General features: G+C 69.4%; 19 protein-coding genes. 7 read left to right on the forward strand and 12 right to left on the reverse strand.

Annotated elements, in window-relative coordinates; genetic code table 11:
• The first annotated feature begins 5 nt into the window (after positions 1-5).
• The 3 genes from flgH (at position 6) to CH341_RS06580 (ending at position 3,034) form a co-directional block, all read left to right on the forward strand.
• Positions 6-764, forward strand: a complete 759-nt coding sequence (gene flgH / locus CH341_RS06570) for a flagellar basal body L-ring protein FlgH (RefSeq protein ID WP_111418235.1) — start codon at positions 6-8, stop codon at positions 762-764.
• Between the two features lie 324 nt (positions 765-1,088).
• The gene (locus tag CH341_RS06575) at positions 1,089-2,111 is read left to right on the forward strand and encodes an MraY family glycosyltransferase (protein ID WP_245430913.1); all 1,023 of its coding nucleotides are present in this window, start codon (positions 1,089-1,091) and stop codon (positions 2,109-2,111) included.
• Entirely contained in the window at positions 2,108-3,034 is a 927-nt protein-coding gene (locus CH341_RS06580) for an NAD-dependent epimerase/dehydratase family protein (RefSeq protein ID WP_170149502.1), read from the forward strand. Before CH341_RS06575 ends, CH341_RS06580 begins: the two co-directional genes overlap by 4 nt.
• Positions 3,035-3,061: 27 nt before the next feature.
• Here the strand turns inward: CH341_RS06580 and CH341_RS06585 are convergent, their stop codons facing one another.
• Both CH341_RS06585 and CH341_RS06590 read right to left on the reverse strand, forming a co-directional pair.
• Positions 3,062-4,978: a nucleoside-diphosphate sugar epimerase/dehydratase gene (locus CH341_RS06585; RefSeq protein WP_111418238.1), complete on the reverse strand. Its 1,917-nt coding sequence runs from the start codon at positions 4,976-4,978 to the stop codon at positions 3,062-3,064.
• Positions 4,979-5,165: 187 nt separating this feature from the next.
• Positions 5,166-5,693: a methyltransferase family protein gene (locus tag CH341_RS06590; protein WP_111418239.1), complete on the reverse strand. Its 528-nt coding sequence runs from the start codon at positions 5,691-5,693 to the stop codon at positions 5,166-5,168.
• 113 nt (positions 5,694-5,806) lie between these two features.
• On the opposite strand from CH341_RS06590, the gene CH341_RS06595 reads away from it, so the two are divergent.
• Both CH341_RS06595 and CH341_RS06600 read left to right on the forward strand, forming a co-directional pair.
• Positions 5,807-7,246, forward strand: a complete 1,440-nt coding sequence (locus CH341_RS06595; protein WP_111418240.1) for a peptide MFS transporter — start codon at positions 5,807-5,809, stop codon at positions 7,244-7,246.
• A gap of 83 nt (positions 7,247-7,329) precedes the next feature.
• Complete coding sequence (locus tag CH341_RS06600; protein ID WP_111418241.1) at positions 7,330-8,274, forward strand: UDP-glucuronic acid decarboxylase family protein; 945 nt, start codon at positions 7,330-7,332, stop codon at positions 8,272-8,274.
• An 80-nt stretch (positions 8,275-8,354) separates the two neighbouring features.
• On the opposite strand, the gene CH341_RS06605 is transcribed toward CH341_RS06600, so the two are convergent.
• Together CH341_RS06605 and CH341_RS06610 are read right to left on the reverse strand one after the other, a co-directional pair.
• On the reverse strand, positions 8,355-9,242 hold the full coding sequence (locus tag CH341_RS06605) for a tetratricopeptide repeat protein (protein ID WP_111418242.1): 888 nt from the start codon (positions 9,240-9,242) through the stop codon (positions 8,355-8,357).
• 141 nt (positions 9,243-9,383) lie between these two features.
• Positions 9,384-10,550 carry a 4-hydroxybenzoate 3-monooxygenase gene (locus CH341_RS06610; protein WP_111418243.1) on the reverse strand — a complete coding sequence of 389 codons (1,167 nt, stop codon included), beginning with the start codon at positions 10,548-10,550 and terminating at the stop codon, positions 9,384-9,386.
• 396 nt (positions 10,551-10,946) lie between these two features.
• Here CH341_RS06610 and CH341_RS06615 point away from each other — a divergent pair, with 396 nt between their 5' ends.
• Both CH341_RS06615 and CH341_RS06620 read left to right on the forward strand, forming a co-directional pair.
• A complete protein-coding gene (locus tag CH341_RS06615; RefSeq protein ID WP_111418244.1) occupies positions 10,947-12,530 on the forward strand; it encodes a DEAD/DEAH box helicase in 1,584 nt (527 codons plus the stop codon).
• A 249-nt stretch (positions 12,531-12,779) separates the two neighbouring features.
• Positions 12,780-13,847: a GGDEF domain-containing protein gene (locus CH341_RS06620; protein ID WP_111418245.1), complete on the forward strand. Its 1,068-nt coding sequence runs from the start codon at positions 12,780-12,782 to the stop codon at positions 13,845-13,847.
• 12 nt (positions 13,848-13,859) lie between these two features.
• On the opposite strand, the gene CH341_RS06625 is transcribed toward CH341_RS06620, so the two are convergent.
• The 8 genes from CH341_RS06625 to CH341_RS06660 form a co-directional block, all read right to left on the reverse strand.
• Complete coding sequence (locus CH341_RS06625) at positions 13,860-14,231, reverse strand: HesB/IscA family protein (protein ID WP_111418246.1); 372 nt, start codon at positions 14,229-14,231, stop codon at positions 13,860-13,862.
• 52 nt (positions 14,232-14,283) lie between these two features.
• Positions 14,284-14,676, reverse strand: coding sequence for an SUF system Fe-S cluster assembly protein (locus tag CH341_RS06630; RefSeq protein ID WP_111418247.1), 393 nt, complete (start codon positions 14,674-14,676; stop codon positions 14,284-14,286).
• Positions 14,673-15,917 (reverse strand): cysteine desulfurase, encoded by a 1,245-nt coding sequence (locus CH341_RS06635; RefSeq protein WP_111418248.1) that lies wholly within the window; start codon positions 15,915-15,917, stop codon positions 14,673-14,675. Before CH341_RS06635 ends, CH341_RS06630 begins: the two co-directional genes overlap by 4 nt.
• 43 nt (positions 15,918-15,960) lie before the next feature.
• The gene (gene sufD, locus CH341_RS06640) at positions 15,961-17,292 is read right to left on the reverse strand and encodes a Fe-S cluster assembly protein SufD (RefSeq protein ID WP_111418249.1); all 1,332 of its coding nucleotides are present in this window, start codon (positions 17,290-17,292) and stop codon (positions 15,961-15,963) included.
• 29 nt (positions 17,293-17,321) lie between these two features.
• Positions 17,322-17,525: a hypothetical protein gene (locus tag CH341_RS06645; protein WP_170149503.1), complete on the reverse strand. Its 204-nt coding sequence runs from the start codon at positions 17,523-17,525 to the stop codon at positions 17,322-17,324.
• Between the two features lie 12 nt (positions 17,526-17,537).
• The gene (sufC, locus tag CH341_RS06650; RefSeq protein ID WP_111418250.1) at positions 17,538-18,296 is read right to left on the reverse strand and encodes a Fe-S cluster assembly ATPase SufC; all 759 of its coding nucleotides are present in this window, start codon (positions 18,294-18,296) and stop codon (positions 17,538-17,540) included.
• A 133-nt stretch (positions 18,297-18,429) separates the two neighbouring features.
• Positions 18,430-19,911: a Fe-S cluster assembly protein SufB gene (sufB, locus tag CH341_RS06655; RefSeq protein WP_111418251.1), complete on the reverse strand. Its 1,482-nt coding sequence runs from the start codon at positions 19,909-19,911 to the stop codon at positions 18,430-18,432.
• 92 nt (positions 19,912-20,003) lie between these two features.
• On the reverse strand, positions 20,004-21,130 hold a 1,127-nt coding region (locus CH341_RS06660), incomplete at its 5' end, for a cysteine desulfurase family protein (RefSeq protein WP_111418253.1).

Below are 21,130 nucleotides of genomic sequence, written 5' to 3' on the forward strand. Positions count from 1 at the left end.
GAGTCATGTCCAGAATTCTGCAAGCCCGCCCCCGTCGGGCCGCGACGGTCGCCGTCCTGCTCGCCTCGACGCTCGCGAGCGGCTGCTCGGCCATCGACCGGCTCGCCAATATCGGGGAGACGCCGAAGCTCAGCGCCATCGAGAACCCGACCGCTGCGCCCGGCTACAAGCCGGTGCAGATGCCGATGCCGACGGCGCAGCCGGCCGTCTACAACCCGAACTCGCTGTGGCGGAACGGCTCACGCGCCTTCTTCAAGGACCAGCGCGCCCACCAGATCGGCGACCTGCTGACCGTCTCGGTCAACATCACCGACAAGGCCAAGTACGAGAACGAGAGCAGCCGCAGCCGCTCCGGCAACGAGGACTCCGGCGTCACCGACTTCATCGGGACCAACACCTTCAACACCGCGAAGGCCGTGCTGCCGGGCCGCATCCTGACCAGCGATTCGACCTCGTCGAGCGACGGCAAGGGAACGATCGACCGCAAGGAGACCCTGTCCACCACGGTCGCCGCGGTGGTCACCCAGGTGCTGCCCAACGGCAACCTGGTGGTCGAGGGCCGTCAGGAGATCCGGGTCAACTACGAGGTGCGCGAGCTGATCGTCGCCGGCATCGTCCGGCCCGAGGACATCCAGAGCGACAACACCATCGATTCGACCAAGATCGCCGAGGCCCGCATCGCCTATGGCGGCCGCGGCCAGATCACCGACGTGCAGCAGCCGCGCTACGGCCAGCAGCTCTTCGACATCATCCTGCCGTTCTGACGACCGCGACGGCGCCGCAGGCGCCCTCTCCCGAGCTCCCCGCCGCTCCCGACCGGAGCGGCGATCGACGCGGCCTCCGGCCTCTCCCCGCCGGAGGCCGCGCTCTCTCCTGCTCACCGCGGCGGATCGGCTACCGGGCCTGCACGGGTTGTGATTAACTGACCGGGCGGTCCGCCGATTCCGCGGAATCCCGGCCGCGGGGTCGCCGACGGGGCCGCGGGGCCGACGCGCGATTCGCGCCAGCGGGAGCGTATGGGTACTGATTCGCAGAGTTGGCGACTGCCGGCCGACGCGGGCGCATTGGTCCTTGCCGGGGCTTTCGGCGTGACGGTCGTGCTGATCGTGCTGCTGCTTCCGCTGCTCCGCCGCCACGCCCTCGCGCAGCCGAATGCGCGCTCCTCGCATGTGAGCCCGACCCCGCAGGGCGGCGGCATTGCCGTGGTGGCGGGCGCTCTCCTGGCGATGGCGGGCGTGGCGCTGTCGAGCGCCGCGCTCTGGAGCGCCGCGCCCTGGGGCGCCGAGATCGTGCCGGCGGATCCAGCGCCCGCCCTCGTCGCGCTCGGCGTCGTGATCCTGGCCGTGACCGGGCTCGTCGACGATGTCCGACCACTGCCGCCCGGTCCCCGGCTGGCGCTGCAGGTGCTGGCGGCCGGCCTCGTCGTCGCCGCGCTGCCGGCCGAGCCGCGGCTGATGGCGTCGCTGCCGCCGCTGGCGGAGCGGCTCGCGCTGGGGCTGGCCCTCGTCTGGTTCGTCAATCTCGTGAACTTCATGGACGGGATCGACTGGATGACGGTCGCCCAGATGGTGCCGATGACGGCGGCGCTCGCGCTGCTGGCCGGGCTCGGCGCCTTGCCGGCGGCGGCCGGGCTCGCGGCACTCGCGCTGCTCGGCGCCCTGCTCGGCTTCGCACCGTTCAACCGGCCGACGGCGCGGCTTTTTCTCGGCGACGTCGGCAGCCTGCCGATCGGCCTCGCCACCGGCTGGCTCTTGAGCCTGCTGGCGGTCGGCGGCCATGTCGCGGCGGCCGTGCTGCTGCCGCTCTATTACGTCGCGGACGCGACCATCACGCTGCTGCGGCGCCTCGCCCGGGGCGAGCGCGTCTGGGAGGCGCACCGGACCCACTTCTACCAGCGCGCCGTGGCGAACGGCCTGACCGTCCCGCAGGTCGTCGGCCGTGTCGCGGCCGTCAACGTCGCGCTCGCCGCCCTGGCCGTCGGGACCGTCCTGTGGCCCGGCGCTCCGGTCGGGACCGCGGCCGTCGCGGCCGGCGGCGGGATGGTCGCCGCCCTGCTGGCCGACTTCTGCCGCGGACGTTCGGGGGACCTGCCGTCGCGAGGTGCACCGTGATCCGCCGCGTCCTCGTCACCGGCGCCTCGGGCTTCGTCGGCCGCGCCCTCGTTCCGGCGCTGGCGGCCGCCGATCGGCTGGTCCGGGCGGCGGCCCGCAACCCGGCCGACCTGCCGCGCGGCGACCGCATCGAGCCCGTCCGGATGCCGGACTTTTCCGAGCCTTTCGACTGGGAGCCGCTGCTGGCCGATGTCGACGAGATCGTCCATCTGGCCGGAATTCCGTATCGCAGCGGGGTCGAGGACACGGTCTACGACCGGGTGATCCGCGCCGCCACCGGGGAGCTCGCCCGCGCCTGCGCGGGCCGGTCGATCCAGCGCGTCCTGTTCGTCTCGTCGGTCGGGGCGCAGGCCGGGTCGGCCGTGGAACACCCGATCCACGAGACCGACGCGCCGCACCCGGTGACGGCGCACGACCGCGCCAAGCTCGCCGCCGAGGCCGAGCTGCGGCAGGCCCGCGTGCCCTTCACGATCCTGCGGCCGGCGCTGGTCTACGGCCCGCACGTCAAGGGCAACATGGCGCTGCTGATGCGGATCTCGGCCTCGCCCTGGCCGCTGCCGGCGGCGGCCTTCTCCAACCGGCGCTCGCTCCTCGCGCTCGACAATCTCGTCGATGCCATCGTGTTCTGCCTCGCCAATCCGGCGACGCTCGGCGAGACCTATCTGGTCGCCGACCCGGACCCGATCACCCTCGCCGAGATGATCACGATCCTGCGCGAGGCGGCCGGACGGCCCGCCGCACCCGGAGCGGGGCCGCCCGCCCCGTTCGAGATCCTGCTGCGATCGAGCGAGCGCAGCGTGCTGTGGGACCGCATCGGCGGCGAGCTCGTGGTCGACCCCGGCAAGCTGCTGGCGACCGGCTGGCGGCCCAGCGTCGACACCCGCAGCGGATTGCGCGCGACCGTCCGGGCCGGGCTCGACTGATACGGCCGGCCCCCCGGCGCGCGCCGCTCAGGCCGCCTGCCCGCGAAAATCCGGAACGGTGTCGCGCAGGACGTGGAGAACGCCCTCGCGCTCGCCGAAGGCCAGCGCCTGCTCCAGGGCGGTGAGCCGGGTGCGCATCTCGTCGAGCGGGGCGAACACCGGCTTGGACGCCACCACGCCGGAGATGCCGATCTCGACCGACGGCTCCTCACGGGCGAACAGGATCTCGTTGAGGCGCTCGCCGGGCCGGATCCCGGTGAAGACGATCGACACGTCGCGGCCCGGCTCGAAGCCGCTGAGCCGGATCAGCCGCTCGGCGAGATCGAGGATCCGCACCGCCTGCCCCATGTTGAGCACGTAGACCGACAGATCGGACGGGTTCGGCGCCAGCGCGTGGCTCGCCGCCGTCACCACGAGATCGCACGCCTCGCGGATGGTCATGAAGTAGCGAACCATGTCCGGATGCGTCACCGTCACGGGCCCGCCCGCCTCGATCTGCGCCTTGAACTTCGGAATCACCGAGCCGTTGGACGCCAGCACATTGCCGAACCGGACGGCGATCAGCCGCATCGGCGGCGGACCCTCGGGAAGACGCCGCCGCGCCAGCTCGGCGTCGAGCGCCTGGCAGTACATCTCGGCGAAGCGCTTGGTCGCGCCGAGCATCGACACCGGCTCGATCGCCTTGTCGGTCGAGATCATCACCATGCCGCGCGCGCCGGAGCGCAGCGCCGCCTCGGCGACGTTCACGGACCCGAACACGTTGGTCTTGATGCCCTCGCCCCAGTCGCATTCGAGCAGCGGCACGTGCTTGAGCGCGGCCGCATGGAACACCAGCTCGGGCCTGAAATGGCCGAACAGCGCGTCGAGGCGGCGCCGGTCGCGGACGTCGGCGATGCGGCCTTCGATGACGGCGTCCGAGTTCTTGGTGCTCAGCGCCTCCATCACGGCATGCAGCGCCGGCTCGGAGTTCTCGATCACCAGCAGACGCGCCGCCCCGAAGGTGACGACGCGGTCGCAGATTTCCGCGCCGATCGATCCGCCGCCGCCGGTGACGGCGACGCTGCGGCCGCGCACGAACTCGCGCAGCCGGCCGTAATCGATCCCCACGCTCGGACGCAGCAGCAGATCCTCGACCGCGACCGGCGCGAGCCGCAGCACGTTGCCGCCGTCCTCCAGCGAGGACAGCCGGCCCGTCGCCAGGCCGAGCTGCCGCGCCACCATCAAGGCGTCCTCGACGCCGGTGTCGGGCGTGAAGGCCGAGGCCGTCAGGACCAGCCGGCGCACGTCGATGCCGCGCGCCGTCAGATCGATATAGGCGCGCTGCAGGTCGGCGAAGCGGCCGAGCACCGGAACGCTGCGCAGCGTCTGTCCCTGGTCGGCCGGCGACGGCGACAGGATGCCGACGGGCCAGCTGTTGCGGACGGCGCCGCTCTCGATCGCGCGCAGCAGCACCTCACTGTCGGCGGCGCGCCCGAGGATCAGGATCGGGGTCGCCTCCTGCCGCACGGTCCGGCGCCGCGTCCGCGTGAAGCGGAAATAGCGATAGGCGAGACGCGAGCCGCCGAGGAAGAACACCTGAAGCACGAAATACAGGGCGATGGTGATCTTGCCGAAGAAGAAGTGCCCGTAGAAGTTCGGCGCGAGCAGGACGTAGTCGACGACCAGCAGCGACACCGTCAGCAGCGCCGAGGCCCGCACGATGTTGGCGAGATCGAACAGCGAGGCGAACCGCCACTTGGACCGGTAGAGGTCGAAGTACCAGTAGACGCAGGTCGCGTAGACGACGAAGACCGGGACCGCGAGCAGCAGGCCGTCGAACCGTTCGGCGAGCCCCTGGGCCTCGAAGCGCATGTAGAAGGCGGCGACGAGTGCCGCCGCGGTCGCCACCAGATCGTGCGCGATCACCAGCACGCGCCGCCCGTTGAACCTCGCCGCGAAATCCATCGTCCCCGTCAGCTCCCGCGCCCACACGTTCCCCGGGCCGCGTCTCGGACCGTTAAAGCAACCCTCCCGCGAACACAACGCATCCGCCGCCGAACCGCGCGCGAGCATCTTCACCGGGCGCGAGCATCTTCAAAGTGTCAGAGTCGTCCCCGTCCCGCGACCCGGATTCCGCCGGGCATGGCGGCCATTACCGCCTGGGCCAGCCATAGCGCGGAACGCGGGCGACGAATCGTCGATAGTCGTCACCGAACTTTCGCTCCAGATACCTCTCCTCCCGCACCACGACACCAGCATGAAGCAGCAGAGCACACGCGGGAAGAAGAACGAGGAGCCAGAGCGAAGCGAAGCCCACCGCGATCCCGAGCATTAGAAGGATTAATCCGACATACATCGGGTTCCGCATGAACCGATAAATACCGGTGGTGACGAGCGCGGAGGCGGGGCGCCACGGCAACGGATCCGTTCCGGCTTTCGCGAAGCGACGCTCGCCTGCGACCGCGAGAGCGACCCCGGCCGCGGCCAGCAGGGCCGCAACCACGAGCCGCAGGCCGAGCCCGACATCGAGGCGCAGCCCGATCGGCCACGCCGATTCGAGCGCCGCCGCGATCGCGAGCGTCGCCACCGCGATCACGGGCGGCGGCGCGACGACACCGGACTTGTCGGGCAGGTCGGCGGTGCCGTCCTCGCCGGACCCCCGGTCTCTGCGATCGGCCATGGTTCCCTCCTGTCGGCCGCGCGACCCGTCGCATGCCGCCGCGACATCCTGCTAAGCTGCCTGGACATCCCGTGTGGGCGCCCGGTGCCGGCCCGGCGCACAGGATAACCGCCATGTCGCCTGTGCAAAGCGCCTCCCCGGGCGCCGTGACGTCTCCGCCTGCCGATCCGGAGGACGACCCGCCGGGGCGACCGGCCGGACGCCGCGACCTGTTCGGGCACCCGCCCGGGCTCGCGGTGCTGTTCGGGACCGAGATGTGGGAGCGCTTCTCGTATTACGGGATGCGGGCGCTCCTCGTCCTCTACATGGTGAAGCATCTGTCGGAGCCGGAGCGGGCCGCGACGGTGCTGGGCTGGGCGGGGCTTCACCGCGGCCTGGAGGCGATCGTCGGCCCGCTCGGGCCGCAGCCCTTCGCCTCCTGGATCTACGGCTTCTACACCGGTCTGGTGTATCTGACGCCGCTGTTCGGCGGCCTCCTGGCCGACCGCGTGCTCGGCCAGCGCCGCACCGTCGTGCTCGGCGCCGTCCTGATGGCGCTCGGCCACTTCATGATGGCGGTCGAGAGCCTGTTCCTGCTGGCGCTGCTGACGCTGATCCTCGGCAACGGCGCCTTCAAGCCCAACATCGTGACGCAGGTCGGCGGCCTCTACGGGCCCGGCGATGCACGGCGCGACCGGGCCTACTCGGTCTTCTATGTCGGCATCAATATCGGCGCGTTCCTGGCGCCGCTGGTGTGCGGCACGCTCGGCGAGGGCGTCGGCTGGCATTGGGGCTTCGGCGCCGCCGGCATCGGCATGCTGCTCGGCCTGCTGATCTATCTGGGCGGCAGCGCGACCCTGCCGCCCGACGCGGCGACGCAGGCCGAGGCGCTGCCGGAGACCAGCGGGCTCGCCCGCGAGGACCGGCGGGCCATCCTCGCGATCCTGCTGCTCTGCCTGCCCGTGACGCTCTTCTGGGCGACCTACGAGCAGGAGGGCAACACCATCGCGCTGTGGGCCGAGACCTCGACGGACCGCAGCATCTCGCTGTTCGGCCTCACCGCGGAGATCCCGACGACCTGGTTCCAGGCCGTCAATCCGTTCCTGATCTTCGCCCTGACCCCGCTGGTGGTGGAGCTCTGGGCCTGGCAGAGCCGGCGGGGGCGCGAGCCCTCGACGGTCGCCAAGATGGCGCTCGGCTGCCTCGGCGTGGCGCTCGCCAACCTGATCATGGCGGTGGCCGCCGCGCAGCCCGGCCCTGCGAGCTGGTTATGGCTCATCGGGTATTTCGTCGCCCTCACGCTGGGCGAGCTCTACCTCTCGCCGACCGGCCTCTCGCTGGTCTCCAAGGTCGCGCCGGCGCGGCATGTCTCGCTGCTCATGGGCGTGTGGCTGCTGACGAGCTTCACCGGAAATTTCCTGGGCGGCGCATTGGGCGCCCTGTGGTCCGGGATGGACAAGGCGGCATTCTTCCTGATGATCGCCGCGATCGCCGGAATCGCGGGCCTCGGCATCGCGGCCTTCCGGCGCCCGCTGCACGGCCTTCTCGACGGCCGCACCGCCGCGATGCGCTGAGCGTTCCCGACGGCCCTTGTTCCATCGCCCCGCTCCTGCCACAAGCAGCCGGAGATTCCACAGCGCCCCCGCGGAGTCGGCCCATGGACGACGTTTCGACACTGGTGACCGGCGGCGCCGGATTCCTCGGCTCGCATCTGTGCGACCGGCTGGTCGCGGCCGGCCACGACGTGCTGTGCATCGACAATTTCTACACCGGCTCGCGGCGCAACGTGGCGCACCTTCTCGGCAAGCCGAATTTCGAGCTGCAGCGCCACGACGTGACCTTCCCGCTTTACGTGGAGGTCGACCGCATCTTCAACCTGGCCTGCCCGGCGAGCCCGGTGCACTACCAGTACGACCCGGTGCAGACGACCAAGACCAGCGTGCACGGCGCCATCAACATGCTGGGGCTGGCCAAGCGGGTGAAGGCCCGCATGCTGCAGGCCTCCACCTCCGAGGTCTACGGCGACCCGGACGTGAAGCCGCAGCGCGAGGACTATTGGGGGCGGGTCAACCCGATCGGCATCCGGAGCTGCTACGACGAAGGCAAGCGCTGCGCCGAGACGCTGATGTTCGACTACCACCGCCAGCACGCGCTGGAGATCAAGGTGGTGCGCATCTTCAACACCTACGGGCCGCGCATGCACCCGAACGACGGGCGCGTGGTGTCGAACTTCATCGTGCAGGCGCTGAAGGGCGAGGAGATCACGATCTACGGCGAGGGCACGCAGACGCGGTCGTTCTGCTACGTCGACGATCTGATCGAGGGCATGCTGCGGATGATGGAGTCGCCCGCCGACTTCGTCGGCCCGGTCAATATCGGCAACCCGGGCGAGTTCACCATGCTGGAGCTGGCCGAGCTGGTGCTGCGCCTCACCGGCAGCCGCTCGAAGCTGACCTTCCGGCCGCTGCCGGCCGACGATCCCAAGCAGCGCTGCCCCGACATCGGGCTCGCCGCCGAACGGCTCGGCTGGGCGCCGACGGTGTCGCTGGAGGACGGACTGAAGCCGACCATCGCCTATTTCAAGAGCGTGCTGGGGGCGTGAAGACGCAGGCGACCGCTCGGCTCTTGCCCTCTCCCCTCGCGGGAGAGGGAAGGAAGGCCGCGACCTCTCGCATCACCTGATCACTTCGAGCGCAGGCGCTGCAGGCTGATGCGGGTCGCCGCATCGGCCGGATCGTAGGTGATGGCGCGCTCGTAGTCCTCGATGGCGAGATCGACCCGGCCGCGCCGCTCGTTGGAATAGGCGCGCCAGACGATCGCGTTGAACGCGTTCTGGTCGATCTCCAGGGCGCGGTCGAAATCCATCACCGCCGCGTCCCACTCTTCCAGAACCATGGCGGCGTAGCCGCGCCCGACATAGGCGAAGAAGCGGTCGGTGGACGAGCGCAGCGCCGAGCGGAGCGCCCGATTGTAGTCGACCTTGGCATCGGCGTAGCGCTCGAGATTGATCTTCGCCTCGGCGCGCGCCAGCAGTGCACGAGCGTCCTGCGAGTCGAGCCGGATCGCGTCGTTGTAGCTGCCGATGGCACGCTCGTGCTGGCCCATCGCTGCGTAGACGCGGCCGAGCGCGTACGGATAGGCGGTCTTGCGCGGCTCCAGCCGCGCACCCGCCATGAAGTCGGCGATCGCGTCGGCGTAGCGCTGGCGGCGGAGATAGTAGTAGCCGCGGTCCAGATAGACGGCCGGGTCGGACGGCGACAGCCCGAGAAGCGCGTTGAAGTCCGCCTCGGCATGGGGGAAGTCCGCGACCTTCTCGTACAGCGCGGCGCGGGTGCGCAGGACGGAGCGGCGGTCGGCGCCCTCCGGCAGCGACGCCTTGATCGCCTCCTCGTCGACCGACAGGCCGCGATCGAGCTGCTTCTGGGTCTCACGCTGCGCATTGCTGTTGAGCTGGCGCGTGAGCTTGTCCGAGAACGACTCGGAGCGCACCGGCTGCGCCAGCACGGCGAGGCCGAGCAGACCGAGCAGGATGGCGATGTCGATGCGACGGATGCGAGGGACCGTGATCATTCCGAGGAACTCCACACCCCCGCAGCGTACGCCCGGGCGGTTACGGAAGCCCTCGCCGGACCCTGCAAAACTCCTTCTGATTTGATCGGTTTCCGCGTCTCGCCGGGCAACGTCCCGTCAACCAATCGGGCTGTCGCGCCGTCACGCGAGCGGCAGCCCGGAATAGTTCTCGGCCAGTGCGGTCGCGGCCGCGGTGGAGCCGGCCAGATAGGTGATGTCGGCGAGCTGCCGGCGGCGGTCGAACGCCGTCTCGTCGGGAAACCGATGCAGGAGCTGCGTCATGAACCAGGAGAAGCGCTGCGCCTTCCAGACCCGGTCCAGGCAGGTCCGCGAATACGCATCGAGCCCGTCCGAGCGGCCCTGCCGATAATGCGCGACGAGCGCACGCGAGAGATACACGACATCGGCGAAGGCGAGGTTCATGCCCTTGGCGCCGGTGGGCGGCTGGATGTGCGCGGAATCGCCGGCCAGGAACAGCCTGCCGTGCTGCATCGGCTCGACCACGACGCTGCGCATCGGCGTCACGCCCTTCTGCAGCACCCGACCGCGCGCGAGCGCGCAGGATCCGCCGAGACGCGTCTCCAGCTCGTCGAAGATCCGGGCGTCCGACCAGCGCTCCACGTCCTCGTCGGGCGCGCACTGGAGGTAGAGCCGCGACACGGTCGGGGCCCGCATGGAGAACAGCGCGAAGCCGCGCTCGTGATAGGCGTAGATCAGCTCGTCCGACGGCGGCGGGGATTCGGAGAGGATGCCGAGCCAGCCGAACGGATAGCCGCGCTCGTAGACAGTGAGCACGCCGTCCGGGATCGCCGGCCGCGCGATGCCGTGGAAGCCGTCGCAGCCGGCGACGATGTCGCAATCGAGCGTCGTCTCCGCCCCGCCGTGCCGAAACCGGATCGCCGGCGCGTCACGCGTGATGCCGTCGACCGCGGTCGCCTCGGCCTCGAACAGGACCTCGCCGCCCCGCTCGATCAGCAGGGCGATCAGATCCTTCACCACCTCTTTCTGGTCGTAGATCGTGACGGTACGGCCGACCAGCGCGCGGAAGTCGATGGCGTGGAGGCGTCCGAGGCAGCTCAGCCGGATGCCGTCGTGGACCATGCCCTCGCGCTGGAGCCGGTCGCCCGCCCCGATCTCGACGAGCAGGTCCCGGGCCCACTGCTCCAGGAGCCCGGCCCGGACCCGCTGCTCGACATAGGCGCGGCTGCGGGACTCGAGGACCACGGCGTCGATCCCCTCGCGCCGGAGCAGCAGGGCGAGCATCAGGCCGGCCGGCCCGGCTCCGATGATGCCGACTTGCGTACGCATCCTGTCCTCCCGGAGATTTCTTGTTTGTCTGCAACCCCCTGTAGGGTGCGGACGGCCTCCGCGAGAAGACCGGGGCCCGGGAAATGCTGGAACATTCTGCGGCGCAGCACGGCCCGCCGGTGCCGGTGCGGCCGGCCCGGCACGGCCGCGACCCGCCCTTTCGGCGCGGCGCCGGGGCTCTCGAAACGCCCGGCCGAACCGCGACTGTGACGAAGAAACGACAGGAATATACGGCGTTTACTTAACTTATCGCAGCGCGAAGCATTGACTTTGCAACCCGTCCCCCTATGTTGACGCCAGTCGGTTCGCCGTATGTTCGACCGCCCATCCCGCATATCCGTCGTCGACGTGACACCGGCACGGCTGGGAGTTCCGGGCGTTTATCTTTGAGGGTCCATGTCTTTCGCCAATCTCGGCCTGTCCGAAAAAGTGCTCGCAGCGGTCGAGTCCGCCGGTTACACGGCGCCGACCCCGATCCAGGAGCAGGCCATCCCGCACGTTCTCGCCCGGCGCGACGTGCTCGGCATCGCCCAGACCGGAACCGGCAAGACGGCCGCCTTCGTGCTGCCGATGCTCACCAAGCTCGAACAGGGCCGTGCCCGGGCCAGGATGCCGCGCACCCTGATCCTCGAGCCGACCCGCGAGCTCGCCGCCCAGGTCGAAGAAAGCTTCATCAAGTACGGCAAGAACCACAAGCTGAACGTCGCGCTGCTGATCGGCGGTGTCTCGTTCGGCAACCAGGACACCAAGCTGACGCGCGGCGTCGACGTGCTGATCGCGACCCCGGGTCGCCTGCTCGATCACACCGAGCGCGGTGGACTGCTGCTCACCGGCGTCGAGCTGCTGGTGATCGACGAAGCCGACCGCATGCTCGACATGGGCTTCATCCCGGACATCGAGCGCATCTGCAAGCTGGTGCCGTTCACCCGCCAGACGCTGTTCTTCACCGCGACCATGCCGGCCGAGATCCGGCGCATCACCGAGCAGTTCCTGCACAACCCCGTCAAGGTCGAGGTCTCGCGACCCGCCACCACGGTGGAAGCGATCACGCAGGGGCTGGTGAAGTGCGGTCGTGAGCCTCACGACAAGCGCGAGGTGCTGCGCCGCCTGATCCGCCAGGCCGAAGGCCTGAAGAACGCGATCGTGTTCTGCAACCGCAAGCGCGACGTCGCGACGCTGCATCGCTCGCTCCAGCGCCACAAGTTCTCGGCGGTCGCCCTGCACGGCGACATGGACCAGTCGGCCCGCACCGCGGCGCTGGACCAGTTCCGCAAGGGCGAGATCGCGATCCTGGTGGCCTCCGATGTCGCGGCGCGCGGCCTCGACATTCCGGACGTCAGCCACGTCTTCAACTTCGACGTCCCGCATCATCCGGACGACTACGTGCACCGCATCGGCCGCACCGGCCGGGCCGGCCGCACCGGCACGGCGCTCACCATCGTCACGAGCCCGGACCAGAAGGCCGTGGCCGCGATCGAGAAGCTGATCGGCCGCAGCATCGCCTGGGTCGGCGCGCCGCCGGCGGACGATGTCGCCGAGGACGACGGGCCGCGCGAGCCGGTCCGGATGGGGGCCCGCATGCCCCGCCGCAGTCGCGACGGCCAGGGCCGCGAGCGCGAGGCCCCGCAGGGCCGTGAGGACCGCGGCCGTGAGGACCGCGGCCGCGACGGCCGAGGACGCCAGGCGCAGGCCCGTGACGGCCAGAGCCGGGAGGCTCAAGGTCGGGACAGCCAGCCGCGGGACAACCAGCCGCGTGACAACCAGGCGAGCGATGCGCCGGTGCGTGGCGAGCGGCCGAGCCGGCCGAGCCAGCCGGAGCGGAGCGGCAAGCCCGCTCACGAGGCACCGCGGAGCAAGCGCCCCGCCACCGTGACGCCGCTCGAAGCGGCGCGCCGCCGGCAACCTCGCGACGAGGCGCCGGACGACATCGAGAACTACCTGCCGGCATTCCTGCTGCGTCCCGTCCGGATCAAGGCCTGAGATACACGCGGACCGGATCGTCCCGTCCGTACGTATTCAGGACTAGTAATACCGCCCAGGGACTCGTTCCTTCGAACTATGGATTTTGGCCCGTTTTGCGGGACTTCCGTCAATCCCTCCGATCCGGAGGGGTTGTTCGAAGCAGTCCGTTTACGTCAAATTTAGCCGCCCAGCCTAGCCTGGAGTCGGACGGGTTCGAGGCAAGAATGCCGGCTGACCGTCGTTCTCCTTTGCGACTGGAGTGCGCGGATGACCGACAGTCCGGACGATTTCGATCGTACCGTTCCCTTCGCGAAGGTCGCGCTCGATCAGATCAAGTCGCTCCGTCTTTCGGCGGCCCCGCGCAATTACGAGATCTGGTACCACTACGCGACCGGCTACAACGCCCCACTGAACGCCGCCATCAACGACAAGCTGGCGAAGCGCGGCACCCTCTCGACCGACGAGATCGATCAGCTGCACGGGCAGTTCTTCGCACCGACCCGACTGGGCGAGCAGATCGAGACGATCGGCGGCAAGGTCGCGGGCAAGATCGAGCAGGTCATCGCCGTGCTGGACACCGCCCTCGGCTCCGCCAGCCGGGCGACCGAAAGCCTCGCCGACGCGAGTGACCAGCTCGGCCACGCCGAGGACGACGCCACGATCCAGGGCATCTTGGGCGATCTGATCAGCACCGTGAAGGCGATGGAGTCGAGCAACAAGGAGCTCGAGCTCCGCCTCGGCGCGTCGAAGGACGAGATCGCCAAGCTGCAGCAGAGTCTCGAAGAGGTGCGCAGCGAGAGCCTCACGGATCCGCTCACGACGCTCGCCAACCGCAAGTGCTTCGACGACGGGATCGCCCGCATGGTCGCCCAGGCCAAGGCGCGCAATCAGGCGCTCTCGCTGATCCTGACCGACGTCGATCACTTCAAGCGGTTCAACGACACCTACGGCCATCTCACCGGAGACCAGGTGCTGCGGCTCGTCGCGCTGTCGGTGAAGCAGAACGTGAAGGGGCAGGATCTGGCGGCGCGCTACGGCGGCGAGGAGTTCGCCGTGATCCTGCCGGAGACGGCGCTCCGCGCCGCCACCACGGTCGCCGACTACATCCGCCGGGCCGTGATGGGCAAGGAGCTGATGAAACGCTCGACGCGCGAGATGCTCGGCCGCGTCACCATCTCGTGCGGCGTCGCCACGCTGCATCCCGGCGACACGGTCCAGAGCCTGATCGAGCGCACCGACTCCTGCCTCTATGTCGCCAAGCGCACCGGCCGCAACCAGGTGATCTGCGAGACCGATCCAGACGTCTCGCCCGTGATCGAGATGCAGATCGCGTGAGCGGACGCGGACCTACGCGTCGACCTCGGCCGGAACGATCTGGACGGACTCGCCGCAGCCGCAGGCCGAGACCTGGTTCGGGTTGGTGAACACGAAACCGGCCGAGAGCTTCTCCGTCTTGAAGTCCATCTCGGTGCCCAGCAGGAACAGCACCGCCTTGGGATCGACCAGGATGCGGACGCCCTTGTCCTCGACCACCTCGTCGCTCGGCGCCACCGCGGCGGCATATTCCATCGTGTAGGACATGCCGGCGCAGCCGCCGTTCTTGACGCCGATGCGCACGCCGGCGATCGGCTGGTCGGCCTTCGCCATGATCTGCTTGATCCGGCCGGCAGCCGCGTCGGTCAGACGGATCACCTGCGGCCTCGGACGCGCATTCGCCATGTCTCACCTCCGTGCGGCCCGCACTGCGCCGGATCGGCGCGGTGCGAGGCACCTACCACATGTTCAGGACGACCCGGGCCTCGTCGGACATCCGGCTCGGGTCCCACGGCGGCTCCCACACGATCTCGACGTCGACCGGGCCGACGCCCGAGACGCTCGCGACCGCGTTCTCCACCATGGTGGGCAGCTCCTGGGCCGACGGACAGTTCGGCGTCGTCAGGGTCATGTCGACCGCCACCGAGCGGTCGTCCTTGATGTCGATCCGGTAGATCAGGCCGAGCTCGTAGATATCGGCCGGAATCTCCGGGTCGTAGACGGTCTTCAGCGCCGCGATGATCTCGTCGGTGAGCCGGCGGATCTCGTCGGGGGGCAGCGCCGAGCCGCCCGCCACGGCCGCGTTGGCTGGCGTCGTGACCGGTTCGGCGGGCTTGGTCTGGTCGTTCATGCGAACATGTCCTGGGCCTTGATCAGGGCTTCGGCGAGACGGTCGACTTCTTCGAGCGTGTTGTAAAGCCCGAACGAGGCCCGGCACGTGGCGGTGACGCCGAAGCGGGCGAGCAGCGGCATCACGCAATGGGTGCCGGCCCGCACCGCGATACCCGAGCGGTCGATGATGGTGGCGATGTCGTGGGGATGGGCGTTCTTCATCTCGAACGAGACGATGGCGCCCTTCTCCCGCGCCGTGCCGATGATTCGCAGCGAGTTGATCTCGCGCAGCCGGTCCTGGGCGTAGGCGAGCAGCTTCTCCTCGTGGGCCCGGATGCGGTCGCGTCCGATCGAGTCGACGTAGTCGATGGCGGCCCCGAACCCGATCGCCTGGACGATCGCCGGCGTCCCCGCCTCGAAGCGGTGCGGCGGGTCGCCGTAGGTGACGCGGTCCTCGAACACCTCGCGGATCATCTCGCCGCCGCCGAGGAACGGCGGCATCTTCTCGAGAATGTCGTAGCGGGCATAGAGCGCGCCGATGCCGCTCGGCCCGTACAGCTTGTGGCCCGTCATCACGTAGAAGTCGCAGCCGATGTCCTGGACGTCGACATCGAGATGCACGAGCCCCTGCGCGCCGTCCACCAGCACCGGAATGCCCCGGGCGTGGGCGATGCGGACGACCTCCTTGACCGGGACCGTGGTGCCCAGGCCGTTCGACATCTGGGTGATGGCGACGATCTTGGTGCGGTCGGTGAGGAGCTTCTCGAACTCCTCGATCAGGAAGTTGCCCTCGTCGTCGACCGGCGCCCATTTGATGACCGCGCCCTGCCGCTCGCGCAGGAAGTTCCAGGGCACGATGTTGGAGTGGTGCTCCAGGATCGAGAGCACGATCTCGTCGCCGGGCTCGATCCGCTCGCCCCCGAAGGTCTGCGCCACCAGATTGACGGCCTCGGTGGCGTTGCGGGTGAAGACGATCTCCTCGGGCCGCGCCGCGTTGATGAACGCCCGCACCTTTTCGCGCGCGCCCTCGTAGGCTTCGGTCGCGGCGTTGGCGAGGTAGTGCAGCCCGCGGTGAACGTTGGCGTACTCGCTGGTGTACGCCTGGGTGAGCCGGTCGAGCACCGCGGTCGGCTTCTGGGCCGAGGCGGCGTTGTCGAGGTAGACGAGCGGCTTGCCGTACACTTGCATGGACAGCGCCGGGAAATCCTCCCGGATGCGTGCGACGTCGTAGCTACCGTTCTGTACCGCAGGATGTGTCATGTCGTGTGCACGCGCGGGCTCGCTGCGAGCACCGCGCCTCGTGCTACTCCCGTGCCTCGAGCCACCGCGTCGCCGCGGACGTCAGGGCATCGCGGATGCCCTCGTTCGTGACCGTGTCGATCGCCTCGCCGACGAAGGACTGGATCAACAGCGTCTCGGCGTCCTTCTTCGGGATGCCGCGCGCCATCAGATAGAACCGCAGATCCTCGTCGAGCGCGCCGGCGGTCGCGCCGTGGCCGCAAACGACGTCGTCGGCGAAGATCTCGAGCTCCGGCTTGTGATCGGCCTCGGCGTTCTCCGAGAGGAGCAGCGCATGCGAGGCCATCTTGCCGTCGGTCTTCTGCGCGTCTGGGCGCACGATGGTCTTGCCCTGGAACACGCTGCGGCTCTCGCCGTCGAGCACGCCCTTGAAGATCTCGCGGCTGACGCAGCCGCCGATGGCGTGGTCGACCACCAGCGTCGCATCGGCGTGCTGGCGGCCCCTGAGCATCGTCGCGCCGTGCAGCCCGACCACCGTGCCGGTGCCGTCGCAGCGGGCGAAGATCTGGTTGCGCACCGCGGCGCCGCCGAGCGTGCAGGTGAGATCGCGAAGCTGCACGTGACGCCCGAGCGCCGCCGTCAGGGTCGCGACGTGGAGCGCCGCGGCGCCTTCCAGCCCGATCTTGACGTGGTCGACCTCGGCGCCGTCGCCGGCGACGATCTCCAGCGCGGTGTTGACCTGGTAGTCGAGGCCGTCCGGCCCCTCGTGGCTCTCCACCAGCGTCACGGCCGCGCCCGCGCCGACCGTCATCAGCGAGCGGGTGAACACGGTCGCGGGCACCGGGCCCGTGAAGCAGAACACCAGATGGATCGGCCGCGCGATCTTCACGCCGGGCGCCACGCGGATCACCGCGCCGTCGCCCATGAAGGCGGTGTTGAGCGCGAAGGCCACGTCCTTCTCGGCCGGGCTCTGGGCGCCGAGGCGGCCCATCACCTCGCTGTCGCCCCGCGTCAGCGCCTCGGACAGCGAGCCGATCGTCAGCCCGGGCTCGAGCCCGGCGAGATCGGAAATCTCCTTCACGAGCACGCCGTCGGCGATCACCACCCGGCGCACGTCGACGCCGGCCAGCACCGCGCCGGCCGTGCGGGCGCGGGCCGTGCCGATCTGACCCGGCGGCTGCGCCAGCGGCTTCGCGTCGCGCATCAGCGCGCGCAGGTCCGTGTACTTCCACTCCTCGACGCGCCGGCTCGGCAGGCCGGCGGCCTCGAACCTCTTGTAGGCGGCCTCGCGGCGCGCCGAGAGCGGCGCCGGCCCGGGCAGCCGGTCCTTCACGTCGGCCCAGGCCACGGCGATCGCCTGCTCCGCGTCGGTCTTGGCAATGGTCGGTCGGGTCATGGTCTCGTCATCCGGAATGCGGTCGGGGCTCAGGCTTCGATCAGACCGAGGCGGCGCTCCACGCGGTCGAGGCGCGCGTCGATACGGTCGATCCGCACCGACATGTTGGCGACCTGCACCTCGAGATTACCCACCCGTTGCGTCAGCTCCATCATGCGATCCGACACCGTGTCGAGCTGAGCCCGGATCGCGCGGAGATGCTGCAGCACGAGGTTGTCCATCTCCTCGGTCATCGCGTCACGGCGTCAGGCCGCCGCCTCCTGCTCGTAGTCGGCGTAGCCGCGGGCCTCGAGCTCGAGCGCCAGCTCCTTGCCGCCGGTCCGCACGATGCGCCCGCGGGAAAAGACATGGACGATGTCCGGGACGATGTGGTCGAGCAGCCGCTGATAGTGCGTGATCACGATCATGCCGCGATCCGGCGAGCGCAGCCGGTTGACGCCCTCGGCCGCGATCTTGAGCGCGTCGATGTCGAGGCCGGAGTCGGTCTCGTCCAGCACCGCGAGCTTGGGCTGCAGCAGCGACATCTGCAGCACCTCGTTGCGCTTCTTCTCGCCGCCCGAGAAGCCGACGTTCACGGGACGCTTCAGCATCTCCGGATCGATCGACAGCTTGGCCGCCTCCTCGCGCACCCGCTTCATGAACTCGGGCGTCGACAGCTCGGGCTCGCCGCGCTTCTTGCGCTGCGCGTTCATCGCGGTGCGCAGAAACGTCATGGTGGCGACGCCCGGGATCTCCATCGGATACTGGAACGCGAGGAACAGGCCGGCCGCGGCGCGTTCGTCGGGCTCCAGATCGAGCAGGTCGACGCCGTCCAGCGTCACGGTGCCGCCGTCGACCTCGTAGCCGGACTTGCCGGACAGCACATGGGCGAGCGTCGACTTGCCGGAGCCGTTCGGCCCCATGATGGCGTGCACCTCACCCGGATTCACGACGAGATCGACCCCGCGCAGGATCTGGCGGTCCTCGACCGAGGCCTTGAGGTTCTTGATTTCCAAGAGCGACATGTGTCCGTTCCTCAAATTCTATCTCTGGCGCCTTGCAATCGGCCGTCAGGCCGGCACCCGAAGCCGCCGAGGCCTGACGATGCGCGGTTGCGCGGCTGACTCGCGGGGTCCGGCGCCACGCGCCGGCCAGCGATCAGCCGACCGAACCTTCGAGGCTGATGGAGATCAGCTTCTGGGCCTCGACGGCGAACTCCATCGGCAGGTGCTGGAGCACGTCCCGGACGAAGCCGTTGACGACGAGCGCCACGGCCTCCTCCGGCGAGAGCCCCCGCTGCCTGCAGTAGAACAGCATGTCCTCGGAGATTTTCGAGGTGGTGGCCTCGTGCTCGAAGACAGCGGAGGAGTTCTTCGCCTCGATGTAGGGCACCGTGTGGGCGCCGCAATGCGAGCCGATCAGCAGCGAGTCGCAATTGGTGAAGTTGCGCGCGCCGGTCGCCCGGCGGTGCGCCGAGACGAGGCCCCGATAGGTGTTGTCGGAGCGGCCCGCCGCGATGCCCTTGGAGATGATCCGGCTCGTCGTGTTCTTGCCGAGATGGATCATCTTGGTACCCGAGTCGACCTGCTGGCGGCCGTTCGAGATGGCGATCGAGTAGAATTCTCCACGCGACCCGTCACCGCGCAGAATGCAGCTCGGGTACTTCCAGGTGATGGCCGAGCCGGTCTCCACCTGGGTCCAGGAGATCTTCGAGCGGGCGCCGCGGCAGTCGCCCCGCTTGGTGACGAAGTTGAAGATGCCGCCCTTGCCCTCGGAGTCGCCGGGGTACCAGTTCTGGACCGTCGAGTACTTGATCTCGGCGTCGTCGAGCGCCACCAGCTCGACCACGGCGGCGTGGAGCTGATTCTCGTCGCGGCGCGGCGCCGTGCAGCCTTCCAGATAGCTGACGTAGGAGCCCTTGTCGGCGATGATCAGGGTGCGCTCGAACTGGCCGGTGTTGCGCTCGTTGATGCGGAAATAGGTGGAGAGCTCCATCGGGCAGCGCACGCCCGGCGGGATGTAGACGAACGAGCCGTCGGAGAACACGGCGGAGTTCAGGGTGGCGAAGAAGTTGTCCGACACCGGCACGACCGAGCCGAGATACTTCTGCACCAGCTCGGGATGCTCGCGGATCGCCTCGGAGATCGGCATGAAGATCACGCCGGCCTTCTTCAGCTCCTCCTTGAACGTGGTCGCGACCGACACCGAGTCGAACACGGCGTCGACGGCGACGCGCGACGACCCTTCGGGCCGCAGCACGCCGGCGAGCAGCTCCTGCTCACGCAGCGGGATACCCAGCTTCTCGTAGGTCTTGAGAATCTCCGGATCGACCTCGTCCAGCGACTTCGGCGCGACGAACGCCTTGGGCGCCGCGTAGTAGTACGCGTTCTGGTAGTCGATCTTCGGATAGTCGACCCGCGCCCATGTCGGCTCGTCCATGGTGAGCCAGCGGCGGAACGCCTCGAGGCGCCACTCCAGCATCCAGGCCGGCTCGTCCTTCTTGGCCGAGACGAAGCGGACGGTGTCCTCGGACAGCCCCTTGGGCGCCTTCTCGGTTTCGATGTCGGTCTCGAAACCGTACTTGTACTGGTCGACGTCGATGCTCTTGACCTGCTCGACGGTCTCCTGCACGGCCGGCATGTCATTCCCTCCACTGCGGCTTCAAGGACCGCGGGTTGGACGTTGGCCTATGGTGTTCGTCCGGCGGAAGATCACCTTCGGAAAAAATCGGGTCACGCGGCAATACCGCATCCTCCCTTAGATAGTCTACGTACGAGCCCGTTCCAAGCGCTCAGGAAGGCGACAATGTCGGTCTCGCCGGTGGTCGGGCCCAGACTCACCCGCACGGCACCGGCGGCGACCGACGGGGACAGCCCCATCGCGGTCAGCACCTGCGAGACGCCGACCTTCCCGGACGAGCAGGCGGCCCCCGACGAGACCGCGATTCCGGCGAGGTCGAGGGCGATGACGGCCGTCTCGGCCTTCAGGCCCGGATGGGTCAGCAGGCTGGTATTGGGCAGGCGCGGCGCCGCCTCGGCGATCACGATGGTCCCGGGCGCGGCGGCTTTCGCCTGTGTCTCGAGGCTGTTGCGGAGCCGCTCCATGGCCGGGCCGGCGGTCTCCAGGTCGCGCGTGGCGGCCGCCGCGGCCGCGCCGAAGCCGGCGATGGCGGCGACGTTCTCGGTGCCGGCGCGGGCGCCGCGCTCCTGCCCGCCCCCCTTCAGGAGCGGATCGGCGACATGGATCGCGGCCGAGCGCAGCACCAGCGCGCCCGCGCCCTTGGGACCACCGAGCTTGTGGCCCGACAGCGTCATCAGGTCGGCTCCGAGGGCACCGATGTCGCAGGAGACCTTCCCGGCGCTCTGAACCGCGTCGACATGCAGGATCCCTCCGGCCGCGTGAACCAGCTCCGCCGCGGCGGCGATCGGCTGCACCACCCCGGTCTCGTTGTTCGCATGCATGAGCGATACCAACGGAGAAAGCCCTGGATGATCAACGCGCAAGGCAGCAAGCCAAGCCTCCAGGGCGGGCAAGTCGACAATGCCGTCCGGGGTCACTGGCAGGATGTCGACAGCGCTGGTCGGAAACCGGCCACCGGACCGGACGGAGGCGTGCTCGATCGCCGAGACCAGCAAGCGCCCGCGCAGCGCCGTGTCGGTGCCGACCGTGAGCGCCGGCGTCAGCGCCAGCACGTTCGCCTCGGTCCCGCCGGAGGTGAAGACCACGTTGCGGGGCGCCGTGCCGACGAGCCGGGCGACCGCCTCGCGGGCGTCCTCGACCAGGGCACGGGCCGCCCGGCCCTCCCGATGCACCGACGACGGGTTGCCGACCAGGTCGAGCGCCGCCAGCATGGCGGCGC

This window comes from Rhodoplanes roseus (assembly GCF_003258865.1).
GTDB classification, from domain to species: domain Bacteria; phylum Pseudomonadota; class Alphaproteobacteria; order Rhizobiales; family Xanthobacteraceae; genus Rhodoplanes; species Rhodoplanes roseus.

Coding starts and splice junctions, on each gene's coding strand:
- CH341_RS06620 (WP_111418245.1), top strand. CDS start 12,780: ATGACCGACAGTCCGGACGATTTCGATCGTACCGTTCCCTTCGCGAAG.
- CH341_RS06590 (WP_111418239.1), bottom strand. CDS start 5,693: ATGGCCGATCGCAGAGACCGGGGGTCCGGCGAGGACGGCACCGCCGAC.
- CH341_RS06595 (WP_111418240.1), top strand. CDS start 5,807: ATGTCGCCTGTGCAAAGCGCCTCCCCGGGCGCCGTGACGTCTCCGCCT.
- CH341_RS06630 (WP_111418247.1), bottom strand. CDS start 14,676: ATGAACGACCAGACCAAGCCCGCCGAACCGGTCACGACGCCAGCCAAC.
- CH341_RS06625 (WP_111418246.1), bottom strand. CDS start 14,231: ATGGCGAATGCGCGTCCGAGGCCGCAGGTGATCCGTCTGACCGACGCG.
- CH341_RS06615 (WP_111418244.1), top strand. CDS start 10,947: ATGTCTTTCGCCAATCTCGGCCTGTCCGAAAAAGTGCTCGCAGCGGTC.
- CH341_RS06585 (WP_111418238.1), bottom strand. CDS start 4,978: ATGGATTTCGCGGCGAGGTTCAACGGGCGGCGCGTGCTGGTGATCGCG.
- CH341_RS06635 (WP_111418248.1), bottom strand. CDS start 15,917: ATGACACATCCTGCGGTACAGAACGGTAGCTACGACGTCGCACGCATC.
- sufC (WP_111418250.1), bottom strand. CDS start 18,296: ATGTCGCTCTTGGAAATCAAGAACCTCAAGGCCTCGGTCGAGGACCGC.
- CH341_RS06600 (WP_111418241.1), top strand. CDS start 7,330: ATGGACGACGTTTCGACACTGGTGACCGGCGGCGCCGGATTCCTCGGC.
- CH341_RS06610 (WP_111418243.1), bottom strand. CDS start 10,550: ATGCGTACGCAAGTCGGCATCATCGGAGCCGGGCCGGCCGGCCTGATG.
- sufB (WP_111418251.1), bottom strand. CDS start 19,911: ATGCCGGCCGTGCAGGAGACCGTCGAGCAGGTCAAGAGCATCGACGTC.
- sufD (WP_111418249.1), bottom strand. CDS start 17,292: ATGACCCGACCGACCATTGCCAAGACCGACGCGGAGCAGGCGATCGCC.
- CH341_RS06605 (WP_111418242.1), bottom strand. CDS start 9,242: ATGATCACGGTCCCTCGCATCCGTCGCATCGACATCGCCATCCTGCTC.
- CH341_RS06645 (WP_170149503.1), bottom strand. CDS start 17,525: ATGACCGAGGAGATGGACAACCTCGTGCTGCAGCATCTCCGCGCGATC.
- flgH (WP_111418235.1), top strand. CDS start 6: ATGTCCAGAATTCTGCAAGCCCGCCCCCGTCGGGCCGCGACGGTCGCC.